This window comes from Cytobacillus sp. FSL R7-0696 (genome assembly GCF_038006865.1).
GTDB lineage: Bacteria > Bacillota > Bacilli > Bacillales > Cytobacillaceae > Cytobacillus > Cytobacillus kochii.
This window is the reverse complement of the sequence record NZ_JBBOWA010000001.1, coordinates 3,290,572-3,317,181: the sequence shown is the minus strand read 5'-3', so window position 1 is coordinate 3,317,181 and position 26,610 is coordinate 3,290,572. Positions and strand designations below refer to the sequence as shown.

The 26,610-nt window shown below is 37.2% G+C and carries 24 protein-coding genes, 1 other RNA gene, 2 pseudogenes and 1 riboswitch; of the genes and pseudogenes, 5 read left to right on the top strand and 22 right to left on the bottom strand.

The window, feature by feature from the left end; genetic code table 11:
• Positions 1–3 precede the first annotated feature (3 nt).
• The 10 genes from accC to spoIIIAA form a co-directional block, all read right to left on the bottom strand.
• Positions 4–1,359, bottom strand: a complete 1,356-nt coding sequence (gene accC / locus MKX29_RS17175; RefSeq protein ID WP_224936012.1) for an acetyl-CoA carboxylase biotin carboxylase subunit — start codon at positions 1,357–1,359, stop codon at positions 4–6.
• Between the two features lie 15 nt (positions 1,360–1,374).
• Positions 1,375–1,881 carry an acetyl-CoA carboxylase biotin carboxyl carrier protein gene (accB, locus tag MKX29_RS17170; RefSeq protein WP_224936011.1) on the bottom strand — a complete coding sequence of 169 codons (507 nt, stop codon included), beginning with the start codon at positions 1,879–1,881 and terminating at the stop codon, positions 1,375–1,377.
• Positions 1,882–2,279: 398 nt separating this feature from the next.
• A complete protein-coding gene (locus tag MKX29_RS17165) occupies positions 2,280–2,801 on the bottom strand; it encodes a SpoIIIAH-like family protein (protein ID WP_095372609.1) in 522 nt (173 codons plus the stop codon).
• Positions 2,802–2,821: 20 nt separating this feature from the next.
• A complete protein-coding gene (gene spoIIIAG, locus MKX29_RS17160; protein WP_224936010.1) occupies positions 2,822–3,472 on the bottom strand; it encodes a stage III sporulation protein AG in 651 nt (216 codons plus the stop codon).
• A complete protein-coding gene (spoIIIAF, locus tag MKX29_RS17155) occupies positions 3,465–4,103 on the bottom strand; it encodes a stage III sporulation protein AF (protein WP_224936009.1) in 639 nt (212 codons plus the stop codon). The genes spoIIIAG and spoIIIAF overlap by 8 nt, the downstream gene beginning before the upstream one ends.
• Before the next feature lie 12 nt (positions 4,104–4,115).
• Positions 4,116–5,336 (bottom strand): stage III sporulation protein AE, encoded by a 1,221-nt coding sequence (gene spoIIIAE / locus MKX29_RS17150; protein ID WP_341106732.1) that lies wholly within the window; start codon positions 5,334–5,336, stop codon positions 4,116–4,118.
• Positions 5,337–5,437: 101 nt separating this feature from the next.
• Positions 5,438–5,827 (bottom strand): stage III sporulation protein AD, encoded by a 390-nt coding sequence (gene spoIIIAD / locus MKX29_RS17145; protein WP_095372605.1) that lies wholly within the window; start codon positions 5,825–5,827, stop codon positions 5,438–5,440.
• Between the two features lie 17 nt (positions 5,828–5,844).
• Positions 5,845–6,048 (bottom strand): stage III sporulation protein AC, encoded by a 204-nt coding sequence (spoIIIAC, locus tag MKX29_RS17140; protein ID WP_095372604.1) that lies wholly within the window; start codon positions 6,046–6,048, stop codon positions 5,845–5,847.
• A 38-nt stretch (positions 6,049–6,086) separates the two neighbouring features.
• Positions 6,087–6,602 carry a stage III sporulation protein SpoIIIAB gene (spoIIIAB, locus tag MKX29_RS17135; protein WP_224936007.1) on the bottom strand — a complete coding sequence of 172 codons (516 nt, stop codon included), beginning with the start codon at positions 6,600–6,602 and terminating at the stop codon, positions 6,087–6,089.
• Positions 6,599–7,522, bottom strand: a complete 924-nt coding sequence (gene spoIIIAA / locus MKX29_RS17130) for a stage III sporulation protein AA (protein WP_224936006.1) — start codon at positions 7,520–7,522, stop codon at positions 6,599–6,601. The genes spoIIIAB and spoIIIAA overlap by 4 nt, the downstream gene beginning before the upstream one ends.
• 158 nt (positions 7,523–7,680) lie before the next feature.
• On the opposite strand from spoIIIAA, the gene MKX29_RS17125 reads away from it, so the two are divergent.
• Entirely contained in the window at positions 7,681–9,030 is a 1,350-nt protein-coding gene (locus MKX29_RS17125; RefSeq protein ID WP_341106729.1) for an alkaline phosphatase, read from the top strand.
• 227 nt (positions 9,031–9,257) lie between these two features.
• On the opposite strand, the gene ssrS is transcribed toward MKX29_RS17125, so the two are convergent.
• The 5 genes from ssrS to MKX29_RS17100 all read right to left on the bottom strand — a co-directional run bounded on the left by ssrS (position 9,258) and on the right by MKX29_RS17100 (position 12,205).
• A non-coding RNA gene (ssrS, locus tag MKX29_RS17120) (6S RNA) lies at positions 9,258–9,439 on the bottom strand.
• 53 nt (positions 9,440–9,492) lie between these two features.
• Complete coding sequence (efp, locus tag MKX29_RS17115; protein ID WP_224936004.1) at positions 9,493–10,050, bottom strand: elongation factor P; 558 nt, start codon at positions 10,048–10,050, stop codon at positions 9,493–9,495.
• 28 nt (positions 10,051–10,078) lie between these two features.
• Entirely contained in the window at positions 10,079–11,140 is a 1,062-nt protein-coding gene (locus MKX29_RS17110; RefSeq protein ID WP_224936003.1) for a M24 family metallopeptidase, read from the bottom strand.
• A gap of 17 nt (positions 11,141–11,157) precedes the next feature.
• Positions 11,158–11,586 (bottom strand): type II 3-dehydroquinate dehydratase, encoded by a 429-nt coding sequence (gene aroQ, locus MKX29_RS17105; RefSeq protein ID WP_251161969.1) that lies wholly within the window; start codon positions 11,584–11,586, stop codon positions 11,158–11,160.
• Between the two features lie 106 nt (positions 11,587–11,692).
• Positions 11,693–12,205 carry a YqhR family membrane protein gene (locus MKX29_RS17100; RefSeq protein ID WP_341106725.1) on the bottom strand — a complete coding sequence of 171 codons (513 nt, stop codon included), beginning with the start codon at positions 12,203–12,205 and terminating at the stop codon, positions 11,693–11,695.
• Positions 12,206–12,515: 310 nt separating this feature from the next.
• Between MKX29_RS17100 and MKX29_RS17095 the strand changes: the two genes are divergently transcribed.
• Positions 12,516–12,905, top strand: coding sequence for an SA1362 family protein (locus tag MKX29_RS17095; protein ID WP_224936000.1), 390 nt, complete (start codon positions 12,516–12,518; stop codon positions 12,903–12,905).
• A 56-nt stretch (positions 12,906–12,961) separates the two neighbouring features.
• Here the strand turns inward: MKX29_RS17095 and MKX29_RS17090 are convergent, their stop codons facing one another.
• The 4 genes and pseudogenes from MKX29_RS17090 to MKX29_RS17075 form a co-directional block, all read right to left on the bottom strand.
• Positions 12,962–13,849 (bottom strand): patatin-like phospholipase family protein, encoded by an 888-nt coding sequence (locus tag MKX29_RS17090; RefSeq protein ID WP_224935999.1) that lies wholly within the window; start codon positions 13,847–13,849, stop codon positions 12,962–12,964.
• 666 nt (positions 13,850–14,515) lie between these two features.
• Positions 14,516–16,258: pseudogene (locus MKX29_RS17085) on the bottom strand (vitamin B12-dependent ribonucleotide reductase); the annotation flags it as partial.
• A 319-nt stretch (positions 16,259–16,577) separates the two neighbouring features.
• Positions 16,578–17,396, bottom strand: a pseudogene (locus tag MKX29_RS17080) (ribonucleotide reductase N-terminal alpha domain-containing protein); the annotation flags it as partial.
• A gap of 355 nt (positions 17,397–17,751) precedes the next feature.
• On the bottom strand, positions 17,752–18,588 hold the full coding sequence (locus MKX29_RS17075) for a lipoate--protein ligase family protein (protein ID WP_224935998.1): 837 nt from the start codon (positions 18,586–18,588) through the stop codon (positions 17,752–17,754).
• Positions 18,589–18,899: 311 nt separating this feature from the next.
• Here MKX29_RS17075 and MKX29_RS17070 point away from each other — a divergent pair, with 311 nt between their 5' ends.
• Positions 18,900–19,283, top strand: coding sequence for a rhodanese-like domain-containing protein (locus MKX29_RS17070; RefSeq protein WP_095372596.1), 384 nt, complete (start codon positions 18,900–18,902; stop codon positions 19,281–19,283).
• A 289-nt stretch (positions 19,284–19,572) separates the two neighbouring features.
• On the opposite strand, the gene gcvPB is transcribed toward MKX29_RS17070, so the two are convergent.
• The 3 genes from gcvPB to gcvT are packed head-to-tail and all read right to left on the bottom strand — an operon-like array spanning position 19,573 to position 23,500.
• A complete protein-coding gene (gene gcvPB / locus MKX29_RS17065) occupies positions 19,573–21,033 on the bottom strand; it encodes an aminomethyl-transferring glycine dehydrogenase subunit GcvPB (protein WP_095372595.1) in 1,461 nt (486 codons plus the stop codon).
• The gene (gcvPA, locus tag MKX29_RS17060) at positions 21,026–22,372 is read right to left on the bottom strand and encodes an aminomethyl-transferring glycine dehydrogenase subunit GcvPA (protein ID WP_341106723.1); all 1,347 of its coding nucleotides are present in this window, start codon (positions 22,370–22,372) and stop codon (positions 21,026–21,028) included. Before gcvPA ends, gcvPB begins: the two co-directional genes overlap by 8 nt.
• A 21-nt stretch (positions 22,373–22,393) precedes the next feature.
• Entirely contained in the window at positions 22,394–23,500 is a 1,107-nt protein-coding gene (gcvT, locus tag MKX29_RS17055) for a glycine cleavage system aminomethyltransferase GcvT (protein WP_341106720.1), read from the bottom strand.
• 286 nt (positions 23,501–23,786) lie between these two features.
• Positions 23,787–23,882: riboswitch (glycine riboswitch) on the bottom strand.
• 264 nt (positions 23,883–24,146) lie between these two features.
• Between gcvT and MKX29_RS17050 the strand changes: the two genes are divergently transcribed.
• Together MKX29_RS17050 and MKX29_RS17045 are read left to right on the top strand one after the other, a co-directional pair.
• Positions 24,147–25,826, top strand: a complete 1,680-nt coding sequence (locus MKX29_RS17050; RefSeq protein ID WP_281202271.1) for a DEAD/DEAH box helicase — start codon at positions 24,147–24,149, stop codon at positions 25,824–25,826.
• A complete protein-coding gene (locus tag MKX29_RS17045) occupies positions 25,813–26,610 on the top strand; it encodes a YqhG family protein (RefSeq protein ID WP_224935993.1) in 798 nt (265 codons plus the stop codon). Before MKX29_RS17050 ends, MKX29_RS17045 begins: the two co-directional genes overlap by 14 nt.

The window sequence follows — 26,610 nt, the reverse complement described above, 5'->3', positions numbered from 1 at the left end:
TTCTTATTCAGATTTCATAACGTCATTCAATTCCAGGAATTTCGTGTTAAACTCCCCTGCAACAAAATTCTCATTCTCAAGAAGTCTTAAGTGGAACGGGATTGTAGTATGAACACCTTCAATAACAAATTCACTTAGTGCTCGTTTCATTCTAGCAATTGTTTCCTCCCTCGTATCACCATAAGTAATCACTTTTGCAATCATTGAATCATAATACGGAGGAATCGTATATCCAGGATATGCAGCAGAATCAACACGAACACCTAAACCACCTGGTGGAAGGTACATCGTAATTTTCCCTGCGGATGGCATAAAGTTTTTCGCCGGGTTCTCTGCATTAATTCGACATTCCATCGCCCATCCACTATAAGTAACATCCTGTTGGGTCATACCTAAACGTTCACCAGAAGCAACTTTAATTTGCTCTTTAATCAAGTCAACGCCTGTCACCATTTCTGTCACTGGATGTTCCACTTGAATACGTGTATTCATTTCCATGAAATAAAACTTGCGGTTATGATAATCATAAATAAACTCGATTGTACCTGCACCGGTATAATTTACAGCTTCTGCTGCTTTTACTGCAGCTTTCCCCATTTCTTCACGTGTTTCACCGTCTAGGGCTGGAGAAGGCGTTTCTTCTAGTAGTTTTTGCAATCTTCTCTGAATGGAACAATCTCTCTCTCCAAGGTGAATCGTATTTCCATAAGTATCTGCTAGTACTTGAATTTCTACATGTCTAAAGTCTTCAATGTATTTTTCAATATATACACCTGCATTACCAAAAGCAGTTAATGCTTCCTGCTGTGTAATGTTAATTCCTTTTGTTAACTCTTCTTCATTACGTGCGACGCGAATTCCTTTACCGCCACCGCCAGCAGTTGCCTTTATAATAACAGGATAGTCTATTTTTTGCACCAATTCAAGCGCTTCACTAATGTCTTCAATAATTCCATTTGAACCAGGTACGATTGGTACACCTGCTTCCTTCATCGTTTCACGAGCAATATCTTTTGTACCCATCTTGGCAATCGCTTCTGGAGTTGGCCCAATGAATGTAATATGACACTCGCGACATAATTCTGCAAAGTCACTGTTCTCAGCTAGAAAACCGTAACCTGGATGGATCGCATCGCAATCTGTTAACTTCGCCACACTAATGATACTAGTGAAATTTAAGTAACTATCCTTTGAAGAAACTGGACCAATACAATAAGCTTCATCAGCAAGTTGAACATGTAAAGCTTCTTTATCACCTTCTGAATAGACAGCTACACTTTCAATACCCATTTCACGACATGCACGAATAATACGTACAGCGATTTCTCCTCTATTTGCGATTAATACTTTTTTTATCATCGACAAAAGCCCTCCTTACTCAGGCTTCACTAAAAATAATGGTTGCCCGTATTCAACTAATTGACCATCTTTAACTAAAATCTCCACAATTTCTCCATCTACTTCTGCTTCGATTTCATTGAATAATTTCATTGCTTCAACAATACACAGAATAGAATCTTTGGTGATTTTAGAACCAACTTTTACATATGCATCTGCATCTGGTGAGGATGACTCATAAAAAGTTCCAACCATAGGAGAAACTACTTGATGCAGATTTGAAGTATCTTTATCTTCATTCTTTTCATTTACTTGTTCTACTTTTTGTACTTCCGTTTGAACTGCTGCTGTTTTCTGAGGTTGTTCAGGAGGCGCTACTACAGCCTGTGCCTGTGGTTGAACAACTGGTACTGCTGCAGTTTGAATAGCAGTGACATTTTTCTTCATTTCTACTTTTGTACCTTCATGTTCATAAACAAATTCATCAATATTAGATTGATCAACTAATTTAATCAATTCACGAATTTCTTGGACTTTTAGCATTCTTACACCCCTGTTCTTCATTTACGCTTCAACTTTAATAGATGAAATACTAGTTATGTAAATAATTATGACTAGCTACTATAATCATACGCTAAGACCTAATGAAAGTTCAACACTAACTTTAATAGTAAATATTATCCAAATAATAAGTATCCCTCTAAAACACCAATTATATCCCTTTCTCTCCTTCTGATTTATTAAGAGAACGAGTGAAAGTTGAAGTTCTTCATTCTTGCTAGGTTCGGTTTATTTAACTATGTAAAATATTCATCAGTCAAACACGTACAAAAATTATGCACTGATCAAAAACTATTATCTAACTATTATAATTATTTTATCATTCCCCTATAAAAAAATGCAAAAAACTGAGCGATTGTATTCATCGCTCAGCTTTCATACTACTTACTTACTTGAAATTCTACTGCTACCAAAGCTTGTGTGCCTAACTCATTCATTACTTCTCTAATAATCTTGTTTGCTTCAGCTTTTGATTGTTCTTCCGCCTTTACAACCACTTTAACATTGGCACCATCAGCTTTCACAAGAACATCTTCGTAGTTCATTGATTTTATCAAGTTCTCTAACATTTCTTCCTTAGCAGCTAACTCATTAAGTGAATCAAGTTGGTCCTTCGCTTCACTTCTTTCCTCTGCAGGTAATTCTGTCGAAGCTGCGACTTCTGTTAATCTTTCTTTTTCCATACTTCTTTCGTTCATTTGATCAAGTCTCTCTTGGGCAAATTCTTCATCAGATGCTACATCTGAAATTACCGCACCACCGGTTTCTGCATTTTCATTTTCTTCTTGGTCATTTCCCGCAAGATTCATTTGTCCATCTGGAGAAGTTAAGTAATAAATTGACAGAACAACGACTAAACTCAACATAGTTAATAACCATACCGTTTGCTTTTTTAATAACATCATTAAATCCCCCTTAAACATTATTTTTTCTTCGGTAAAACAGAAACTTTATGTGCAGGTACATCTAGTACACGTGAGACAGCTTCCACAATCCATGTTTTCACTTGGATATTATCAGCACCCTTTGCTACTATGAGAACGCCTCTTATATCAGGCTTTTTTGTTTCTATTACAATTGGAACTTCTTTCTCTCCTTCACGGATGATGACAACCTGTTCTTCTTTCGATTGATCTTCCACCACCCTTTTGCCACCTTCCCTATCCGTCTCATCTGTAATTTGACCTTGATTCGTAGTATTTTTTTCTAATACTTTTTTCTCTGTGGAATCCACATTTACGACAACAGAGACATCATCCACTCCAACTATTGTGTCAAGCGCTTCTTTAATCTGTGCTTCATATGCCTTTTCATAATCAGCAATTGAATTGGCTGATTGTGGTTTAGATTGTCCAAAGACTTCTTGCTCTTTTTCTGCTTGCTCACTCTCGGAGTTAAGGACAGAGACTTCATCAGACTGGTCATTATTAAAAAATATATTACTAATTAGCATAATCGCGGCACCAAATAAGAGAACGATCATCAAGTATTGCACTTTACCGGGTTTTTTTTCTCCATCTTTTTCTTTTGATAACCATTCTTTCAGTAATGTAATTGGTCCTTTTTTACCCATCGTCTTTCGCCATCCCCCCTTCTTCTAAAAATACTTCCATCACTTTTTCATCGATTTCCCAATTAGTAGACAGAAGAGAAGTAATATCACCTGGGACAGTAGTTGTTGCTTCTGATTCAATCGGCTTTCCTGTGTCTACTTCTACATTTTGGACAACTTCAACTGCTTCTTGTTCCCCTCCTTCTACTGGTTGTACTTGCACATAGACCTTTTGAAGGTTTTGAGGGAACTCAAGCTCGGACCTATCGTCTTCAATCATTTCTATCTTTGTAATTTCTACACCGTACTTTTCTACCAACTCCTCATTCGCCGATGCTTTCATGGCTTTTTCTACGTTTTCTAAAGCATATGCACGAGAAGAGGCTTGTATTTCTTTTTTTTGCATTTCTATTGAATTTTCTATTTCTTCTTTTGAAGAAGTAGACTCAATTGTTGGTAACGACATAATCGTTTGTTCAAAATCACTAGAAACAAATTTAAATATAGGAGTTAAGATAATCGCTATTAATAATAAGCCCGTAACCATTTTTGTGTATTTCTGTAGCTTTGAACTTGGAAGAATCATATCAATAACCGTTGCTAGTAAAATAAATATGATAATTGTTGTAATCCATTCTTTTAAAAATTCCATGAGCGACCCTCCCTATCTCACCATCATCGTGAGATTTCCAGCTACGATCACGACAGTAATACTAAGAAAAAACATAAGAGACACAATGGCTAATGCTGCAAATACGTACATGACACTTTTACTGATAATATCTAAACATTTAATAATCGGCCCTCCGCCTAAAGGTTGAAGAACAGCTGCTGCAAATTTATATATAAACGCAATCATTAATATTTTGATTGCAGGAAAAGCTACTATAATCATCAAAATGGCGACTCCAGCAATTCCGACAGTGTTTTTCAATAATACAGATGCTGTCACTACCGTATCGGTTGCGTCTGTGAACATTCGGCCGATTACAGGGATAAAGTTACTTGTTACATACTTCGCTGTTTTTAGTGTGACACCATCTGTAATGGCTGTCGAAACTCCTTGGATTGATATCACAGCCAAAAACACAGTAAGGAAAATTCCGAGTAAGCCCACACTCCAATTCCTCAAGAGATTACCCAATTGTGTAACCTTATATTGATCTGACAAAGTACTGACGATATGCAGTAGCGTGGATAAAAAAAGCAATGGAAACACAACATATTGAATTAACACACCACTCGTATTCATTAAAAAGAGAATAACTGGATGAAAAAAGGCTGCTGAGATGAGTCCACCTGACGAGGCAATTAATGCTAGCAGCAAAGGAATGAGCGCTAGAATGAATGAAGTCATCTTATGGACAGTATCACTTGCATACTCCATCGCGATATGGAAGCTATTCAGTGCTAAAATAACCAATACCATCAAAACTATCGCATAAGCGACTTTACTTACTGTTCCGGATTCGAAAGCATTTTGCAATGATTGCAGAAACATGCTAAATACAGCTAGTAAGATTAAGGTTCCTAAAAGTTTCCCATTTACAACAAATTCATGAAAAACGAATTTAAGTATGCCTAATGCCCATTGATCAAATGAAAACTCTTTTTCACCTTTTATAAAATCGTATATGCTGCCCTTTTGGCTTTCCGGTAAAAAACCCCCATATTCATTGGTGATATCTTCCCAGAATCCCTTTAATTCATCCAAATGGAGTGTATCTATTTGCGACTCTACAATATCTTCCGGATTAAAAACTTCTTGAGCTTCTTCAGTTTGGTATTCATCTGGCTTATCTTCATCTGAGGCATGTACAATGTGGCCTGTCATGAAAATAAACAACATACTAAACAGCAATGTTTTCAATAAATAGGGCTTCATCTTTTACACCTCTTTATATAGGGAAGGTGCTACTCTCTTATGATGTTGTCATTTTCTATTCACACCGCATGGGTGGCTCCTTCATTTTCTCTTTACACTGATTAACTTGGGATCATTTGAATAATTGTTTCAATCAAAACCGTTAATATTGGGATAGCCATTGCTAAGATAAAAATCTTCCCTGCCATCTCAATCTTTGCTGCAATCGCACCTTGACCAGCATCTTTCGTAATTTGCGAGGCAAATTCTGCAATATAGGCAATACCCACTATTTTCAGTATGGTCTCCAAATACACCATATTAATATTGGCATTAACAGCAATGCGCTCTATCATATGAATAATCATATATATCTGATCGACAAGATATAAAAAAATCGTACAACCAACAAAAACAACTAAAAGAAAAGCAAAGTTAGGTTTTTGTTCTTTAATAATTAGTGCCAAGAATGTAGCTATTAAAGCAATTCCTACTATTTTAAGAATATCAATGGCATACCTCTCCCTTCTTATTGAAATAAGAATACTGATTTGATTTTTTGAAAGAGGTTATCTACCACTGATGCAACCAGGAATAAAATATAGATAAATCCAAACAAAGTGACCCATTGGGCATATTCTTTCTTTCCCACTTGGTCAAGAATCGTGTGTAAAAAAGCGACGACTATCCCAACACCGGCAATTTTAAAAATAATCTCGACATCTAATCCCATTATTTTCTCCTCCTACACTCAAACATGAGAAATTTTCTCTACATTAATAAAATAATTAGCAGAAGTCCTGATAAAAACCCGAGGCTTTTCGCCATTCTTTCGTATTTTGCCTGTTTCTCATGCGCATCTACTTCTTCACGTTCAAGATGGGCTAATGTCAGCAAAATTTGCTTTTGTTGGGAGATGCGATCATGTCGCCCTAATGTCTCTCCGAATTGTTTCATGATTTCAAATTCACTGTTTTTCAGAGCCGTTTTCTTCCAAATGTGATTCAAGCTATTCTCCCAAGCCCTCATCACTGTCGTTTCAGTTTCTGTTAGCCGAGAAGCAAAATCAGCAAAGAATAACGAAACTGGGTGACTTAACTGAGAAGCGAGCCGTCGTGATGCCTCATGTAATGGAGTGTGGCCATACATGATTTCCGCTTCCAATGATTGCAAGGCACTCTTTAGCTGCCTTAGTTGACGCGGCCTTTCACTTAATCGTTTTGATATCTCAAATCCTACGAGAGTAGTAGCCACGATAATTAGTATTGCTCCCACTATTTTAATCATGGTCCTAATACCTCTTGCCTTCCATGTAACCGCATACCATTACCATCTTTGACAGCTTGTATATTCCCCGGTCCTGCACGCCTATTAAGTTCAACAAAACGTTCAAATATATCTAATTCAAGTAAAGGTGCCATTAACGGACGTTTTTTTATATCTTCATACGAGAAGCCGTGGGTAGTAGTAATTAACTTTATACCAGCATTAACTGCTTCTAATACGGCTTCTACATCTGCTTTGCTACCCAATTCATCGACCACAAGGACATCTGGGCTCATCGAGCGAATCATCATCATCATACCTTCAGCTTTTGGGCATGCATCTAACACATCAACACGCGGACCAAACCTCATTTGTGGTATACCATGAATACTTCCAGCTATTTCAGATCTTTCATCGACGATGCCTACTTTTTTAGCAGTTGTGTATTTATTTTCACTAGAGACCATTCTCGCTAAATCTCTAAGCAAAGTTGTCTTTCCAGTTTGTGGAGGACCGATAATAACTGTATGCATCCAACCATTCTGATAAATATGGTGAGCAACAGTTTCTGCAATCCCGATTTTTTCCTTGGCAATACGAATGTTAAAAGAAGCGACATCTCTAATCACTTTTACTTGTCCGCCTTCTAAAATAACTTTACCTGCTAGTCCGACACGGTGACCGCCCTCTATCGTGATATAACCTCTACGTAACTCTTCTTCCAAAGTATAGATAGAGAAGTGACTCATCTTATCTAATAACTGAATCGCATCCTCTTCCGTTGCTTGATAAGGTAACAAAACATAGTTACCATGTGTAACAACTTCAATCGGGCGATGAGTCCTAATCCTTATTTCCTCTATTTCTGCTAACTGACGAGTTGGTAATTGCCGTAACTGTTGTGAGATTGAACGTGGTAAAAATGCTAGAATTGTTTCCACCTCGAAAGTCCTCCCTTTCCTTTGTCTCCATAGGACTTGCTCTTTTCTACTCTCAATGTATGCAAGATGAATCTAACGTATGACCATATAGCAAATAATTATTATTAAAAGAGAGACAATAATTCACATGACAATCTATTAAAGAGGATGTGAATTGAGTGAGGAAATTAAAGTACTTGTCTATTCTATGTTTTTCTTTATTCCTACTAATAAATACTACGTCTGTTACGGCAGAAGGAAACAAGCCTACAAACATTATCTATATGATTGGAGACGGTATGGGGGTGGGCCAACTAGAGATAGCGCGGGAATTGGAAAGAGGCAAAGAGGGGCAATTGTTTCTAACTTCCCTCCCGTTTAGTGCCCTTGTTCAAACCTATTCGGCTAATCGAGTCGTAACTGATTCTGCTGCTGCCGGTACTGCCCTCGCAACAGGAAGCAAAACCAATAATGAAATGATCGGAGTCACGCCAGATGGCAAGGAGGTTAAAAGCATCCTCGATTTATTTAAAGAGCAAAAGAAAAAGACTGGTATCATCTCAACCAATGCCATCACGGATGCCACACCTGCCGCTTTCACAGCAAGCGTTCTTAATCGTTGGGCAAACCAGGCGGATATTGCGAAGCAACAACTCACACTCGCTCCTGATGTCATGTTAGGTGGGGGAGAAGTTTTTTATGGTCCTGCCCTGTTAGAAAAAGCAAAGAAGTTAGGTTATACCATTGTCAGAAATAGACATGATTTATTAAGCAATCAGACAGGGGATAAACTGCTTGGCCTTTTTGCTCCGTATCATCTGTCATTTAAAATAGACCGCAAATATACAGATGGCACAGAACCCAGCTTAAGCGAAATGACAAAAACAGCACTACAAAAGCTTAATAATGCAAATGGTTTCTTTTTAATGGTGGAAGGCGCAAGGATTGACCACGCAGCCCATTCAGCAGATATAGCAAGTGTTTGGAGAGAAACAGTAGAATTTGATGAGGCTGTGAAAACGGCTGTCGAATGGGCTCATAACCGTTCAGATACTTTGATTGTAGTTGTTGCTGATCATGAAACAATGGGTATTTCTGCGACCGAACCACTAAAGCGAAAAATGATCAAAAAAATTCAAGCTTCACCAGAATATGTGCTTGCACAAACGAAAATGGGAGAGGACGGTAAATTCATTACGTCTCAATTAGTAGACAATTTATTTAAATTTACTGGAATTTTTTTAACTGAGGAAGAAGGCATACAGCTCAATGCAAGATTAATGAACGCTCGGGGGAAAGTATACAAAAGAAATAAAGCTGCATGGGAACTCGGTAGCTTTATCTCAGAAAGATATAATACTGGTATCGTTCATCACCAAATCCGTGGCATAAGTAGTGCGGGTGGCCATACAGCCAATCCAGTTCCGTTATTTGCCTACGGTGCAGGTGCAGAACATTTTCATGGCATGTTGGATAATACAGATATCCCTAAAAAAATGGCGGAATTATTGGGTTATCAATGGGAATAATGATGGAATGTATAGGTGGGGAATTCCCACCTTTATCTTTAAGATGGTTGAATAAAATTTTACTCACGTTTTTATACAGTAAACCAATTAGGTTTATAAGACTTACTCGTTATTTTCTTTTTATTGTAAACTTCGACCTTACTTTAGCCTCTCTTTGGAAGTCATTTTTAAGGTTGAAACGTAAAAAAGACATCTGAGAATCATCTCAAATGTCTTTATTAGTAAATCAAGTAGCCGCTGTTGCCGCCGATTTATATGGAGTTTCATACCTGCTCCACCAGGTGGGTGCTTGCAATAATCTTCCTAACGTCCTAAACAATGTAGGCATGTTATTTCAATTATGATCTTAAGCTCCCTCAATTAACGTAAAGGTTGAAACTTCATATACAAACGAACAACGCAGCAAGTTGATTATTATATTACTATAAGATCACGAAAATAACAAGTCATCAAACTCAAAAATTAAGCACGAGATACGTAAGAAGCATCTGTTGTGTTAATAATAAGCTTATCACCTTGGTTCACAAAGAATGGTACTTGCACACTTAAGCCTGTTTCTAAAATGGCTGGTTTTGTACCACCAGAGGCCGTATCACCTTTGATGCCAGGTTCTGTTTCAGTTACTTCGAGTACTACCGTATTTGGCAATTCAACACCTAATGTTTCACTTTGATATAAAATAATGGAAACTTCCATATTTTCTTTTAAGAACTTCAATTCATATTCAATTGCTGAAGCACTTAATTCAATTTGATCATAAGATTCTGTATCCATAAAGACGTGTTGATCACCATTAGCATATAAATATTGCATTTTACGATTATCAATTTGTGCTTTAGCTACTTTTTCACCCGCACGGAATGTTTTTTCTTGAATAGCTCCTGTACGTAGATTACGTAATTTTGAACGAACAAACGCCGCACCTTTACCTGGTTTCACGTGTTGGAAATCTATTACACGCCAAATCCCATTATCTACTTCAATGGTTAAACCTGTTTTAAAATCATTTACTGAAATCATGCAAAAAGTTCCTCCTACTATTCACTCATTAAAGAATAACTAATTCTTTTGTTGATGTATTAAGGTTTTCATTACCCTCTTTAGTTACAATCGTATCATCTTCAATTCTAACACCACCGATGCCTGGTAAATATATACCCGGTTCACAAGTAACAACCATTCCTGGTTCTAATACGATGTCAGATTTAAAAGAGAGCCCTGGTCCTTCATGGACTTCTAAGCCAATACCGTGACCGGTAGAATGACCAAAATATTCACCATAGCCTTTTTCTGAAATATAGTCTCTCGTTAAAGCGTCAGCTTGCTTTCCAGTAATTCCAGCTTTAATCCCTTTCATACCACGTAACTGTGCTTCTAAAACAATATCGTATACTTCTTTCATCTTATCACTTGGTTGACCGACAGCAACGGTTCTTGTTATATCGGAAACGTATCCATTATATAATGCACCAAAGTCAATTGTAACAAGCTCGCCTTTTTCGATAACTTTCTCACTCGCTACACCATGAGGTAATGCACCACGGACACCTGAAGCAACAATCATATCAAACGAAGATGAAGTTGCTCCTTCTTTTCTCATAAAAAATTCTAATTCATTTGCGACTTCTATTTCTGTCTTACCAGGTTGAATAAAGTTAAGAATATGAGAAAAAGCGCTATCCGCTATTTTCGCGGCTCCCTTTAATATCTTAATCTCTGATTCATCCTTTATCAAGCGTAACTTTTCAATTTCGCCTGATACAGGAATTAATTCAGCATCAATTGTTTCATTAAAAGTTTGGTAAGAAGCATATGTAACATAATCTTTTTCAAATCCTAATTTCTTAATACCTAATTGCTTTACGATTGTTGCCACTTCTTCAGGTATGGTTCCTTTATGTTGCACAACCGTATATCCAGTACATTGCTTGCTAGCTTGCTCAGTATAACGAAAATCAGTAATGAACAATGCATCGTTTTGGCTAATTAAAACAGCACCAGCAGACCCTGTAAAATCAGAAACATACCGTCTGTTATAAGCACTCGTAATCAAAATAGCATCAATACCTACCTGATCAAAACTATTTCTTATTTTATCTATCTTTGTCATCACTTCTACTCTCCCTCTTATTCATCTGTTAATGCAAATAAAGCAAGCTCATAGCCTTTCATTCCTAAACCAACAATTTGCCCCTGTGTTACTGCTGCCATGACGGAATGATGTCTGAATGATTCTCTTTTATGCACATTGGATATATGTACTTCAATAACAGGGACATCAATGGCTGCAATGGCATCACGAATAGCAATACTATAGTGAGTAAATGCTCCTGGATTAAATATAATACCTTCATATTTCCTATTCGCCAGTTGGATTTGATCAATGATTACGCCTTCGTGATTGGATTGCACACAAGTAAGCGCAACATTTCTTTGTTCAGCTATTTGTTTTAAATTATGTTCAAGCGACTCTAATGTGTCCGAACCGTATATCCCTGGTTCACGTTGGCCTAGAAGATTCAAATTCGGTCCATTGATGAGCAATATTTTTTTCATGGCGCCACTCCTACGAATACTGAAATATTCAATATGGCTATTTTATCACAAAATAGAGAACACTCACTATAATAAAGCAAATAAAAGCAATCAATCTTCTAACAATTTAAGCTTCTTCTGTTTCTTGTGCTTCTTTCATCTTTTGTTGTTCTTCATTTTCATATGAAATGGAATAACCAACAAATACACCATACAATAAATATAAGCAAACAGATGTAATAATTGTATTTATTTTCAAATCTCCTACAGGGGCAATATTAGGAAACATCGGATTTAGGACAAAAAAAACAAGGGCAAATAAAACAAGTCCATAAAGGGCACCAAACCACATTTTCTTGAACCTTCTCATTGTCCAATAATAAATATAAGCGGCTACAACTGAAACAGCTCCAATTAAAATAATCGAAATCACTGTTCCAAGCCAACCATCCTTCCAATCACCTATTGTCCATGGTTCTAAAATGACTCTTGGTCCTACTTCTGTTAAATTAAGGACATAAGCGATGTAACCAATCGTACTCCAAAAAACACCTCCGACAAATCCAGAGATAAAAGTTAAAGATGTCATTGATAATGGTTGTTCCCGTTCGTTTTGTTCTAATTCATGTTTATCACTCATATGATTCACCTCCGTGCTTATTATGTCCAAAGCAGGTAGAAACCATTGCATCTTTCATAAAATTGTTAAAATCCGTATTTTTTTCTTGTTTTTTATCTATTTGTAGAGGGTTTCACAGTGAAAATAGAGAAATTTATATATAAAATCTTATTGATTGTACAAGATAGTCTAAGATAATATTTTTCTTATATAAGTACTGCTTGAAATCTCAAATATTGGGTAAGATAACTTTAAAAGGGTACGATAAATTGGTTTTTTGCTCTTTCGAAGTTTAAAAGCTTACAAATATGCTCATCATGCTCATAGGGAGGTGGCTTTCTTGAAGAATCGGAAATCCTTATATATTTTTGGCGCACTTATTTTACTTGCAATGATTGGGCTTGGTTCTCAATTAATTAAAGACCCAGCCGGATTATTTCGAGGTATAGCCATTATGGCGCTTGTTGGGGTCGTCATCTATTTTGTCGTCCAGAAACTTAGCGGGTCATCAAGTCCCAATAAGAGTGAGCGAAAAGCATTTGCGCAAGCCGCTAAAAAGTCAAAAAAACGTTTTAAAAATAAAGAGAATCAAACTTCTTCAAACCGAAGAAGTAAGCCAGTCACTTTAACTTCTATAAAAAAATCAAAAAGAAATACCTCTGTACATCTAACAGTCATTGAAGGAAAAAAAGGCAAAAAGAAAAATCGGGCTTCTTTATAAGAGCTCCGATTTTTTTAATGTCAGATTGCGTTATTTGAGACATTTTAGGCTTATTTTCAATAAGTCCATGTGGCAAGAAATTCCTTCGCTCTTTCCCTCCCTAGTTTCAGTAAATCTCTCTTCCCTTCTTCAGTTAACTCAAACTCTGTTGCTAATACTCCTTCTGTAGGAACAAAAATAACATTCTGTTCATGACTTCTCGAAATATAACGGGAATCATGAGCATCCTTCATAGTTTCAAATAATGCTTCAAACATTTGAATTGCATTCTTGATTCTTCTTGGTGGTTGTTCATTATTATTAATACTCAATTTCACCCCGAGAACCGGTCTCGTTTTCTTTACATTATCTTTATCAAACAACCACATAGGGAAGTTACTTAAGACACCACCGTCCACCATTAAATTATTACGCTTTCCACGACCACCGATTTTCACAGGTTCAAAAAAATAAGGCATACTACAACTCATCCTCACTGCCTTGGCTACGGAAAAACGATTCGGGTCAATTTGGTATTTCGGTAAGTCATCTGGAAGCACGAGTAATCTCCCATTCGTTAAATCTGATGCAATAATGCGTAGAGAAAGCGGGGGAACGTCTGCAAATGTACGAATCCCCCTTGCTGCTAATCGAGCTTCTATCCACTTTTCTAATTCATTTCCCTTATATAATCCCAAACTCCAAAATAAAAATATCCATTTTGCTACAGCAATAGGAATAAGTGATTTTCTACTATCTAAAAACACTTTTAAATCCAAATCATCCATCATTCTTTCTATCTCATCACTTGAATAGCCTGCGATAATTAATGCAGATATAATTGACCCGGCACTCGTTCCAGCCACACGTTTGAATTGGAAACCTTGTTTTTCAATTTCCGCAAGAGCACCAATTAGAGCGAACCCTTTAATGCCCCCTCCTGAAAAAACACCATCGATTTCCATGTATACAATCACCCCATTCTAATTTGCATACACCCTTTTGCAAAAAGAAAAAGCATTATAATACATTTGTAATCACTTGAGCTTGGCAATAGTCCGATTTTTGCGAAAATCAAAAAACTGACAGTTGTTCATAAAAGAACTCGGTAAATCCCCTATTAAACGGATTACTCTTTTCAGGACAATATGTTGAAGCTAATGAAGATGACAGTGAAATTAATTGTTAAGTCCCTAGGAAGAAGAAGTGTTGAGGGGAGTTTTCATGTGGATGATTAGAATTTCTGGTGGTGCTGGCATTCTTTTTTATCCCACGTTTTATGATCAGCGTAGGCAGGAATTTTTATATTCATGAAGGCCGATGAAACTCTTTTGTTCTGCTATCTATGGCGATTACACTTTTGATGTCCGAGCCATTCTCTTTTGCTTCGTTATCTTTGACCAAGTTATACGCACACTCCCTTTTGCCATAGACTATCTTTCCATTTTTAACTAAATATGTTCAAGCAAACGATCTTATGTCAATTGTACGTGAACTCCAACTAGAACCGTCTAGCGACCGCTCCTGATTATACAGACAGAAAAAAAGCATGAACAAATTCGCTAGATAATTTGCTCATGCTTGTATTTTTATTTAGTGAGCTCGGCTCGCTTTCCTTTCAGTCTTGCTACTTATAATCCACATTTTAATTGTGCATTACAATTGGTGCATGTATTACAGCCACCGATTTCTTCCACTTTCCCTTGACGGCAGACAGGGCAAGTATTACCAACTTCAGATCCAATAGTGACATCAGTTGAACGTAAGTCATTGATGGTATCAACAAGGACAACATGCTGTTTAGTGGATGATTTCTTCTCTAAGGCTTCTTCTTCAAAAGAATTTTCTTCAGCTTTTAAAGTTAATACTTGAGAGTCTCTTGAGCCATCCACGTATACAGTGCCGCCTTTTGCTCCACCTTTGTATAAACGCTCATACACCTTTTGCACTTGTTCTACACTATAACCTTTAGGCGCATTTACTGTTTTACTTATGGAACTATCAATCCAACGTTGAATCACACATTGCACGTCAGCATGCGCTTCAGGAGCTAAATCCATTGCAGCAATAAACCAGTTTGGTAAATTTTCAGGATCCGCCTCTGGGTGACGATCTAAATATTCTTGAACAATGTCTGCTTTTACTTCAATGAATTTACCAAGTCGACCACTTCTAAAATAAGAGAATGAGAAATATGGTTCTAATCCAGTAGAAACACCAACCATTGTCCCTGTTGAACCTGTAGGAGCAACTGTTAATAAATGAGAATTACGAATCCCCGTTTCTAGAATTGCCTGTTTGATATCAGCCGGCATCTTTTCCATATAGCCTGTTTCGATAAAGGCTTTTCTTAAGCGGTTCGTTTCCTCCGTTGTTTCTCCGTTTAAGAATGGGAAGCTACCTTTTTCTTTAGCGATTTCTACTGACGCACGATAAGCCGTTGTTGCAATCGTTTCAAACACTTGGTCAATTAATACATTACCTTCTTCTGAGCCATACTCTGTTTCACAATAAATTAATAAATCATGCAGACCCATGACACCTAAGCCAACTCGACGTTCACCCAAAGCTTGTTTTTTATTGTCTTCAAGGAAATAAGGTGTAGCATCGATGACATTATCTTGCATACGTACGCCAATCTCAACAGTTCTTGCCAACTTTGCGAAATCAACTGTTTTATTTTCCTTGTTAGCCATTTCAGCTAAGTTCACTGCTGCTAGGTTACAAACACTATAAGGAGCTAATGGCTGTTCGCCACAAGGGTTTGTTGCTACTACCTTTTGGCCATAGCTTTTCGCATTGGTCATATCATTGGCGTTATCAATGAAGAAGATACCTGGTTCAGCTGAATAAGTTGCGCAAATATTGATCAAGTTCCAAAGCTCTTTTGCTTTAATTTTACGATATACACGAACACCGTGACCTAACTTTTCCCATTCACGCACATCGCCAACTTCATGCCATTGCTTGTTGTAGTTGTCCATTTGCTCACGATCGTAACTCTCTACATCTGGGAAACGAAGTTCATATTCACCATCATTTTCAACTGCTTCCATAAACTCCTTCGTTAAACAAACTGAAATATTCGCCCCAGTAAGGAATTCAGAATTATGAACAGCATATGTTCCACCTATTAATAGTTTTTCTTCTGCATCTTTAATGATTTTCTCATTAAATCCACCTAAACCTGGAATGGTTTTATAATTAATTATTCCTTGATACATGGCAATCTCTTGCTCTGTAAATGGAGTGAATTTTAGTTTTTCCTTAGCGTAACGTTTAATTGTCTCATCTTCCGTATTTTCAAGTAAGAAACGAAGAATTCTTGGATTTTGCATTTTAGAAATAATAAATTCAATAATATCAGGATGCCACGTTAACTACCGTCCCTTTCAGGATATTTACACTGCTCTTAGCAGTCGGACTAGACTATATCATCACCCTTTATAGGGGCCGGGCGCTATTTGAGAGTTTATTGTTGGGGCTCACTCTCTAGTCGTTGAACCTTCACCACTACCTATGCCCAGTGGCGCTTGGCTGCGGATTGTCCCATGCAAAACATTTTTTATAGCGTTCACGCTCACCGTTGCCAGTCACGTTGTAGCAGTTTTGCCTTTAACAGGATATCCCCGCAATTCACCCGATTTTCTAGTCATTCATTGGTTTGAATGACGCGGACTACAGCATCAATTAATCCGCTAACATTATCATCTGCGCACCTCTTCTTGAACCACCTTGTTCAACGAGATGTGTTAACTTCGCAATATCATCTAACCAAGAAACAGAACCGGAAGATTTCCCATTCACTCCTTTCGCTAGTGTATTACGCGGTCTTAATGTCGAACCATTCGTTCCAACACCGCCACCTCTAGACATGATTTCCATGACTTGTTTACGATGCTCTGAGATACCTTCACGAGAATCTTGTACAAACGGCATTACATAGCAATTAAAGTATGTAACCTCAGTATCAGCACCGGCACCATACAAGACACGACCAGCTGGAATAAAGTTCAAATCAGCTAATTCCTGATAAAACTTCTCAAACCATTCATTCTGTTTTTCTTCAGTCTTCTCAACCGAAGCTAATCCTGTGGCATTGCGCTTAGCAATTTGCTCGTAAAACACTTCTAACGGCTTCTCTATAACGTCTAAAGAACGTACAATGATTCCCGTTTCTATCTCTTCTTGTGTATCGAGTACACCGCGATAATCTTGTTCAACTTGTACAACTGCTTTTTTATTTTCCCAATCAATCTCTACAATGTACCCTAAACCTCGCGCAGGAAACTTCGGATCCTCCTTAATCGTTAGAACAACAAAGTCACCTTCAGATAACGTTACTTTTTCTGTATCTTTAAATGTATATCTATCAAGCATAACTAGGCGGGAAACACCTTTATGGGTTAATTTCATCTCTGGAGTAATAGGATGCACTTGTGGAAATAAGCGGATGTCCTCATTTAACCTCTCAACATTTAACTTTAATTCTTGTCCTACAGCAACAGACATTACGACAACTCCTTCAATCATTAAAAATTTACTTCTCTTTATGTTTACATCGTTTTATGCTTTTATATTGTTTTTAGAGAATACCCTTACGTTATCATAAATAAACCTCGATAATCAATATATAGTACCTACTTTATAAAATATAACACTATATATTGTGTTATTTTTATTTTGTCAAATGCAAGAAAGAGGATAAACACTCGAAAACAAGAGCAATTATTTATTTAAGTTAATAAAATAAATGATTTTCACCAATTTTACGACTTGCACTTTAAATCGTTTCTCGCAAATCTAGTAGACAAAACAATTCGACTCTACTCTTTTAAAAATAAAAGAGCGAGTCGAAAAAAATTTATTATCGTTTAAATGTCCATTCATCATTTTCATATCTTTCTTTTGCCAGCTTTTCAACATAAGTTATTTCTTCTGCACTAAGTTCGTAAGGTTCTAGAATGATGTCAAGTCCTTCTTCAAACCCCTTTTTAAAAGCCACTACTGCTTCTTCATATGTAATTGTGCGATCCGTCAGTTCATTTATCGCTACCGCTTTACTACTAAATGCTCTTTGCATTCTTTCTTTCACGCGATCGTTTGAATATTTAAACAGACTAAATAATTTATCCTCATCTAAATCAAGTAAGATGGATCCATGTTGTAGAATCACACCTTTTTGCCGTGTTTGGGCGCTACCTGCTACTTTACGACCTTCTACAACTAATTCATACCAGCTTGGTGCATCAAAACAAACGGATGAACGAGGATTCTTTAGCATTTCTTTTTCTTCCTTTGAACGAGGTACAGCAAAGTATGCTTCTAAGCCTAGTTGTTGAAAACCTCGTAATACCCCTTCTGAAATCACACGATAAGCCTCAGTAACTGTTTTCGGCATTTGTGGATGTTCTTCAGGAACAATTACACTATAAGTCAGCTCATGTTCATGCAGAACCCCACGTCCACCTGTAGGCCTACGAACAAAACCTAATCCATTTTCCTTTACAGCTTCAAGCTTAATTTCCTTATCAACTTTTTGAAAATACCCGATAGATAGTGTGGCTGGGTTCCAACCATAGAAACGAATCACTGGTGGCATTTTCCCTTCGCTATTCCAATCTAATAAAGCTTCATCTAAAGCCATATTAAATGATGGAGAACCCATACCTGAATGGATAAATCGCCATACTTCCTTCCCCATAATAACCCTCTTTTACATCTATTTTTAGTAAACGTTTAAGCGTATTTTAGTCTATCAAAATTCGACCAGAAAAAAAAGCCATACATTCTTCTTTCCATCTAGTCTAGAAAAATGATTTGTCCTTACAACTGATGAAGCATTAAAAAGATGAGCGCTTAATGGAAAGATTTTTTACCTTTCTAAATGTGCAAAAAAAGCGGGCTTCATTAAGTTTTCATTACAATTTTCTCGTTCTTGTCCTTTACTAAACCTATGAAAAACTTATATAATATATCTTGGCGTAAGCAATGTTTGAAAGGAGCAAATATTAATTGTCTACTCTATATTTTTTATTAATTATAATCGGTGCTATTATTGTTTACACAGTAATCACAAGGTTGTATCAAAAGAGAATTGTAAAAACATTATCAGAACAAGAATTCAGAGAAGGATATCGTAAAGCGCAATTGATTGATGTCCGAGAACCAAATGAATATGAAGGTGGCCATATTTTAGGTGCCAGAAATATTCCCTTATCTCAGTTAAAAACAAGACTTGTTGAACTTCGTCAAGATAAGCCTGTTTATTTATACTGCCAGAGCGGAATGAGAAGCGGTAGAGCGGCTCAACTATTGTATCGGAAGGGATACAAAAATCTTTCTCATTTACAAGGCGGCTTCAAAAAATGGGGCGGAAAAATTAAATCTAAAAAATAAATCTCTCACACCACCCGACTTAAAACGGGTGGTTTATTCTCATTCGTCATGATGCCTCTATTCCCTCTAAACTACATATTACTAACCACGTTAGACCATTTATATCATACGTAAAGAGTCCCAATATACTTATCTTTTTTATTTAGAAGAATAAGATCCGTTCTTAATCTACAATTATAAACTCCTGTTAGGGGTGATTTTCGCAAAAAAAACGCGAACAAATACACATAAATGAATTTGTTCACGTTTTATTTAGACCTCGTACATATTTGTAAGAGGGCGTTTTATATTAGTCCTTTTGATAACGTAATACTGGCTTTCTTGCTGCTAGCGTCTCGTCTAAACGGCCAATTACTGTCGTGTGTGGCGCTTCTTGGACGACCTCAGGGTTTTCCTCAGCTTCCTTGGCAATCTGAAGCATCGCATCAATAAAGCTGTCGAGTGTTTCTTTAGATTCAGTCTCTGTTGGTTCGATCATCATACACTCTTCAACATTTAACGGGAAGTAAATAGTCGGTGGATGATAACCGAAATCAAGCAAACGCTTCGCGATATCAAGCGTGCGTACACCTAATTTTTTCTGGCGTTTTCCACTTAATACAAACTCATGTTTACAATGTTTATCATATGGTAAATCGAATGCTGGTGCTAGCTTACGCATCATATAATTGGCATTAAGTACTGCATTTTCAGTAACAGCTTTCAAACCATCTGGACCCATAGAACGAATATACGTATAGGCACGGACATTGATACCGAAGTTACCGTAATAAGGCTTGACTCTTCCAATTGACTGTGGACGGTCATAATTAAATGTATAACCTTCTTCTGTTTTCACTAAGATTGGTTTAGGCAAATAAGGAATTAAGTCTTCTTTTACCCCAACAGGACCTGATCCAGGTCCTCCTCCACCATGGGGACCAGTAAATGTTTTATGCAAATTTAAATGAACAACGTCAAATCCCATATCTCCCGGTCTTGCTTTAGATAAAACGGCATTTAAGTTGGCTCCATCATAATACAGTTTCCCGCCTGCTCCATGGACTATTTCTGCCATTTCTAGAATATTTTCTTCAAACAAGCCTAACGTATTAGGGTTTGTTAGCATAAGAGCAGCTGTATCATCTCCTACCACTCTCCTCAAATCTTCTAAATCTACTAAGCCTTGATCATTAGACTTAACTGTTAAGGTTTCGAAGCCCGCCACAGTTGCCGAGGCAGGGTTTGTACCATGAGCTGAATCTGGAACAATAACTTTTGTACGGTTAAAATCACCATTTGCTTCATGATAGGCACGAATCATCATCAACCCAGTCCATTCGCCATGGGCACCTGCTGCCGGTTGTAGAGTGACTTCGTCCATTCCTGTGATCTCAATTAAATGCTCTTGTAAATCATATAACAACTCCATTGCACCTTGAACAGAGCTTTCGTCCTGTAATGGGTGTAAATGAGCAAAGCCGTTATAGCGTGCTACATTCTCATTTACTTTAGGATTATATTTCATCGTACAAGACCCAAGCGGGTAAAAACCAGAATCTACTCCGTGATTACGCTTAGATAAAGCTGTATAATGACGCATAATATCAAGTTCAGATACTTCAGGTAAATCCGCGTCCTCTTGACGGATATATTCAGCTGGGAGCAAATCAGATAATTCTACTTCTGGAATATCCATCTCGGGAAGGCTATAGCCGATTCTCCCTGGTTTACTTAGCTCAAATATGAGCGCCTGGTTTTCGTTATGCACGGTAATCCCCCATTTCTGCCACAAATGTATCAATTTCGTCTTTTGTTCTTAGCTCTGTTACAGCAATAAGCATATGATGAGCTAATTCACTATAATCTCTGCCTAAATCATAACCACCAATAATATTCTTTTTCAGTAATGCTTGATTTACCTCACGAACTGGACGATTACACTTAATAATAAACTCGTTGAATGAACCGCCATCAAAAGTAATTTCAAAGCCTGCACTTCTAAATTGTTCTTTCGCATAATGCGCCTTTTGAATATTATCTATCGCCATTTGTTTAACACCGTTTCTACCCAAGGCTGTCATTGCAACAGATGCGGCTAGTGCATTTAAAGCTTGGTTTGAACATATGTTAGATGTAGCTTTATCCCTACGAATATGTTGCTCTCTTGCTTGAAGTGTGAGCACGAATCCACGTTGTCCGTTCTCATCAACCGTTTGCCCCACTAAACGTCCAGGTACTTTCCTCATGAGTTTCTTTGTCACGGCAAAGTAACCACAGTGAGGACCACCAAAAGCTGTTGGAATACCAAAAACTTGCGCATCGCCAGCAACGATATCTGCACCAAATTTTCCTGGAGGTGTTAACGCTCCTAAGGATAGTGGGTTACTTGATACAACAAATAAGGATTTATGAGCATGGATAATTTCTTCTAATTCTGCAAGTGGCTCCACTCTTCCAAAAAAGTTAGGATATTGCACGACTACTGCGGCAATGTCATCACCAATCATTTCTTTTAGTGCGCTCATATCTGTTAATCCATCTTTGTGTGGAATTTCAACTACATCGATGTATTGGCCTTTTGCATAAGTCTCAATTACAGCTTTTGATTCAGGATGTACTGTACTTGAAATCAATACTTTTTTACGCTTCGTATGTCCAGTTGCTAACATAGCAGCTTCCGCAAGTGCCGTTCCACCATCATACATAGATGAGTTTGCTACATCCATTCCTGTTAGTTCAGATATCATTGTCTGAAATTCAAAAATCGCTTGCAACTCACCTTGGGAAATTTCCGGTTGGTAGGGTGTATAAGCAGTATAGAACTCTGAACGAGATAACACGTGATCAACAATAACTGGCATATAGTGATCGTAAACACCTGCACCTAAAAATGAAGTATTTGTTTTTAAATCTGCATTTTTTTGTGATAGAAGCATCAATTCTTTCATTAAAGCAGATTCCGTTTTAGCTGGTTTAATATTATATTCCCTTTTAAAACGAACGCTTTCAGGAATATCACTAAATAAATCATCAATTGTTTTGACTCCGATTGCTTCAAGCATTTCTTTTTGATCAGAATCAGTCATCGGTAAATAACGGTGTTTCATCGCTTCTCTCCCCCTGATTAGTTAGTTCTTTTTCTCTTTTTTATAAAACGGTGTGGCAATTACTTTGGCACGGACACGCTTATTACGAATTTCAACTTCCACTTCAGAATCTAGCGCTGTGTATGGACTGTCCAGAAGTGCTAAGCCGATATTTTTCTTTAAAGTAGGAGATTGTGTACCCGTAGTAACTTCACCAATCCGTTGGTCGTCAGCATAAACTGCATAACCATGACGAGGAATCCCACGTTCAATCATTTCAATCCCAACAATTTTTCTACTTAACCCATTTTCTTTTTGTGATTTTAATGCCGCTTTTCCAATAAAATCTTCTTCTTTGTTCACTTTTACGGCAAAGCCAATACCTGCTTCAAGCGGAGAAATTTCAGAAGACAACTCTTGACCATATAAGGCTAAATTGGCTTCGAAGCGAAGGGTATCTCGGGCACCTAGACCACAAGGAAGAACTCCATCTTCTTTTCCTGCTTCTAAAATCGACTGCCATAAAAAGACTGCATCCTCATTTTGACAATAAATTTCAAAACCATCTTCACCGGTATAGCCAGTTCTCGATACTAATGCATTTTTGCCATTTATATTTACTGTTTGGTTAAATTTAAAAAATCCAATTTCACTTAAATCAACATCTGTAATCTTCTGTAAAACAACCTCAGCCATAGGACCTTGCAAGGCCAATTGTGACATATCCTCTGAAAGGTTTTTAAGTTCAACCTTTCCTTCTAAATGATTTTGTAACCATTGATAATCTTTTTCGATATTAGCTGCGTTTACGACTAAAAGGTATTCACCTTCAGTCATTTTATAAATAAGCAAATCATCCACAGTTCCACCATTTTCATAACACATTGCTGTATATTGTGCGCCAAACGTTTTTAGTTTCGCGACGTCATTTGTCATCATTTTCTGAAGATAACGTAAACTATCTTGACCTTTAACCTCAATTTCTCCCATATGGGATACATCAAACAGACCCGCTTTTGTACGTACCGCTTCATGTTCTTCTTTAATACTAGAAAATTGAACAGGTAGAGCCCATCCACCAAAATCAATCGTTTTTCCACCATACTCTTGATAAATGTCATGTAGTGGTGTTTTCTTCAACTGTGACATTCACTCATCCTCCTTTATATTTCTGTTTTTTTCTAAGATGAATATTTGCATACTAGCCATAGAAGTACTTGGCTTCTCGCCAAATGCTACGACGAAAGCTAAACGCTTTCCACTTTAACCCATTAAAGAAGCTAAGTTTTCTAAAGCACACAAAAAAGGACAGAGAATCTCCTCAAAACCGATCATTTGAGCAGATTCTCTGTCCTTTCACCTGAGAGTTTACGGCGATATTGCAGCCTTTCCCCTTTGGTGGCTCGCTTATTACCTTGAGCTCTCTCCAGAGTTGCGTCAAGCAAGTGTTCTTTTGCCTGAGAGATTCACAATACGATGATTGTTTGCTCCTTCGGCGCTGCAGCACTGCAGTCTCTCCCCTTGCTATCATTCGCGTTTATAATTTTTTCCATTTTTGCACATACTATAATTAACTGCTTTAGAGAGTCGAAGCTTACAAAGACGTATTGTACGTATTTGCAGATTTAGCGTTGAAAATTCACAACTTTCAAAGCTACTTACATCCTACCATCCTATCATTATTTGAGCAATATTTTTATTTAAAAATCTCATGTTTTTTCAACAAGACTTAAGCTTAATACGAACATTATATGTATAAATTTAAAATAACGTTCGTATAAAAAGGAGAGAGCAAATGACTTTACAAATAAATTTTGATGCAACTTGGCAAGATGAATTTCAAAATCGTATTGATAATGATGGACCATGGGGAAACTGGGATTTATTCAAGCTTACCATTGAGGTTGAGAATCAAACGGTCATCCCTGCGTTTGATGGACTGCAAGTAGACAAACATTTATCAAACCTCACCCCACTACCACATCAACTAGAGGTTGCCGAACAAGTAGTGGAAAACATGAATGGTAAAGCAATTCTAGCTGATGAAGTCGGATTAGGGAAGACGATAGAAGCAGGGTTAATATTAAAAGAATACATGATCAGAGGGCTTGTAAAGAAAGCACTCATCCTTGTACCCGCTTCCTTAGTGTCTCAGTGGGCAATTGAATTAAACAGTAAGTTCTTCATCCCAGCTGTCGCTCAAAAAAAGAGCTATGTGTGGGAGCAATGTGATGTCGTCGTATCATCAATCGACACAGCAAAAAGAGAACCACATAGGAGTTTAGTCTTTGAACAAAACTATGATTTGATTATTATTGATGAAGCGCATAAATTAAAGAATAATAAAACGAAAAACTATGAATTTGTACAGTCTTTAAAAAAGAAATTTTGCTTACTCCTTACAGCAACACCTATACAAAATCGAATTAGTGAGATCTTTAATCTTGTTTCTTTGTTAAAACCAGGTCACTTAGGAACAGAAACATCTTTTTATGAAAAATACAAAAAAAATGCACGCTCTCTCGATGATGATGAAGGTTTAAAGGAACTAGTCAATAAAGTAATGATTCGTAATCGTAGACAAGATACGGGTATTGAATGGACAAAAAGACATGTCGAAACCGTTCCCATCCATTTCTCAAAAGAAGAAAGAGCCTTATATGATGCGATTTCTTCCATGCACAGAGAAGGTAATTGGATGACTGATAGCCAATTTTCACTTATGACTTTACAACGTGAAGCATGTAGCAGTCGCGAAGCGGTATTTTACACTTTAAGAAATATGTTAAAGAAACAGGAACAACCCTCAGTTGCCTTTCAGCAAAAAATGGAAGAGTTAATTGGGTTAGTAGAAAATATCCAACAAAATGCAAAAGCACAAAAAGCATTAGAGATCATTCAACAAATCAATGATAAAGTCATTATTTTTACAGAATATCGTGCCACACAGCTATTTCTACAATGGTTTTTAAAACAGCATAACATTACGTCTGTTCCTTTTCGCGGTGGTTTCAAACGTGGGAAGAAAGATTGGATGCGCGAGTTATTCCAAAACCATGCCCAGGTGTTAATTGCCACAGAAGCAGGCGGTGAGGGGATCAACCTACAATTCTGTAGTTATATCATTAACTTCGATCTTCCTTGGAATCCGATGAGACTTGAACAACGTATAGGTAGAATTCACCGTCTTGGACAAAAAAACGATGTCCATATTTATAACTTCGCCACAAAAGATACGGTAGAAGAACATGTACTCAAACTATTGTATGAAAAAATCCATCTCTTCGAAAAAGTGATTGGCGAATTGGATGATATTTTAACTAAACTACAATTTGGCAGTATTAATGATCACCTAATTGATATTTTCGGGCAATCGGCTTCAGAAGGAGAAATGCGCATAAAAATGGATAATTTAACATCTATGATTGAATTTGCTGAGTCCGTAAAGGAGGAAAATCAACATGCAGCAACATGAAATCCACCATTTTCTATTAAGATACTTTCATGCCAATCATTGTGAAATCCTTGAAAATAAACCAGGCTATTTAGTCATTCAGTTGACAGTAGAATTAGACAAGGAATTAATGAACCGTCCCTTTTATTGGCATTATTTAGAGAAAACAGGCGGTGTTGCAAACCCTATGGAACTTACACTTATAACCAACCCGTCCTTAGCACCAGATGATATAAAGGGAGAGATTATTCACTTTGGATCACCTCGCTTGCATCAAATTTTTCAATCGACGAAAAACTTGGCTGGTTATATCCGTCTGTATGAAAATTACGAGGCCCCACCAGGAACGCAAACTGCCTTACGTCCTTGGCTAGGGCTAAATCTACGGATATCCTATCAATGTGATCGTAAAAAAGATTTGTTCAAGTCAATCGGCTTGCACTTAATTAACGGGCAGATGGTTGAACAATTCCATGATAAGCTCCTTCATTTATCACTTACTCCTAAAATACCAGACTTTAGCTTTACATTGTCACCATTTATCAAGCCTCAAAGTGGTGTGATGCGTGTGGCGAATTTTTTACAGTCGGAAATTGAAAAGGAAGATCACACATGGGCAGATGAAGCACGACTAAGATGGCAAAAGGACCTGCAATTATTAGAAAGATTCTATGAAGATGCGGATGAAAAAGGAGAAAGCTTCGAAAACGAAATGACTGCATTACAAGAGCAATATGAACCCCAAGTTCATATTTCTATTGTTAATGGTGGATTATTTTATTTAACAGATGAAGCGATTAGTTAA

Coding starts and splice junctions, on each gene's coding strand:
- accC (WP_224936012.1), bottom strand. CDS start 1,359: ATGATAAAAAAAGTATTAATCGCAAATAGAGGAGAAATCGCTGTACGT.
- accB (WP_224936011.1), bottom strand. CDS start 1,881: ATGCTAAAAGTCCAAGAAATTCGTGAATTGATTAAATTAGTTGATCAA.
- MKX29_RS17165 (WP_095372609.1), bottom strand. CDS start 2,801: ATGTTATTAAAAAAGCAAACGGTATGGTTATTAACTATGTTGAGTTTA.
- spoIIIAG (WP_224936010.1), bottom strand. CDS start 3,472: ATGGGTAAAAAAGGACCAATTACATTACTGAAAGAATGGTTATCAAAA.
- spoIIIAF (WP_224936009.1), bottom strand. CDS start 4,103: ATGGAATTTTTAAAAGAATGGATTACAACAATTATCATATTTATTTTA.
- spoIIIAE (WP_341106732.1), bottom strand. CDS start 5,336: ATGAAGCCCTATTTATTGAAAACATTGCTGTTTAGTATGTTGTTTATT.
- spoIIIAC (WP_095372604.1), bottom strand. CDS start 6,048: ATGGGATTAGATGTCGAGATTATTTTTAAAATTGCCGGTGTTGGGATA.
- spoIIIAB (WP_224936007.1), bottom strand. CDS start 6,602: ATGATTAAAATAGTGGGAGCAATACTAATTATCGTGGCTACTACTCTC.
- efp (WP_224936004.1), bottom strand. CDS start 10,050: ATGATTTCAGTAAATGATTTTAAAACAGGTTTAACCATTGAAGTAGAT.
- MKX29_RS17110 (WP_224936003.1), bottom strand. CDS start 11,140: ATGACAAAGATAGATAAAATAAGAAATAGTTTTGATCAGGTAGGTATT.
- aroQ (WP_251161969.1), bottom strand. CDS start 11,586: ATGAAAAAAATATTGCTCATCAATGGACCGAATTTGAATCTTCTAGGC.
- MKX29_RS17100 (WP_341106725.1), bottom strand. CDS start 12,205: ATGAGTGATAAACATGAATTAGAACAAAACGAACGGGAACAACCATTA.
- MKX29_RS17090 (WP_224935999.1), bottom strand. CDS start 13,849: ATGGAAATCGATGGTGTTTTTTCAGGAGGGGGCATTAAAGGGTTCGCT.
- MKX29_RS17075 (WP_224935998.1), bottom strand. CDS start 18,588: ATGGGGAAGGAAGTATGGCGATTTATCCATTCAGGTATGGGTTCTCCA.
- gcvPA (WP_341106723.1), bottom strand. CDS start 22,372: ATGAAACACCGTTATTTACCGATGACTGATTCTGATCAAAAAGAAATG.
- gcvT (WP_341106720.1), bottom strand. CDS start 23,500: ATGTCACAGTTGAAGAAAACACCACTACATGACATTTATCAAGAGTAT.
- MKX29_RS17050 (WP_281202271.1), top strand. CDS start 24,147: ATGACTTTACAAATAAATTTTGATGCAACTTGGCAAGATGAATTTCAA.
- MKX29_RS17045 (WP_224935993.1), top strand. CDS start 25,813: ATGCAGCAACATGAAATCCACCATTTTCTATTAAGATACTTTCATGCC.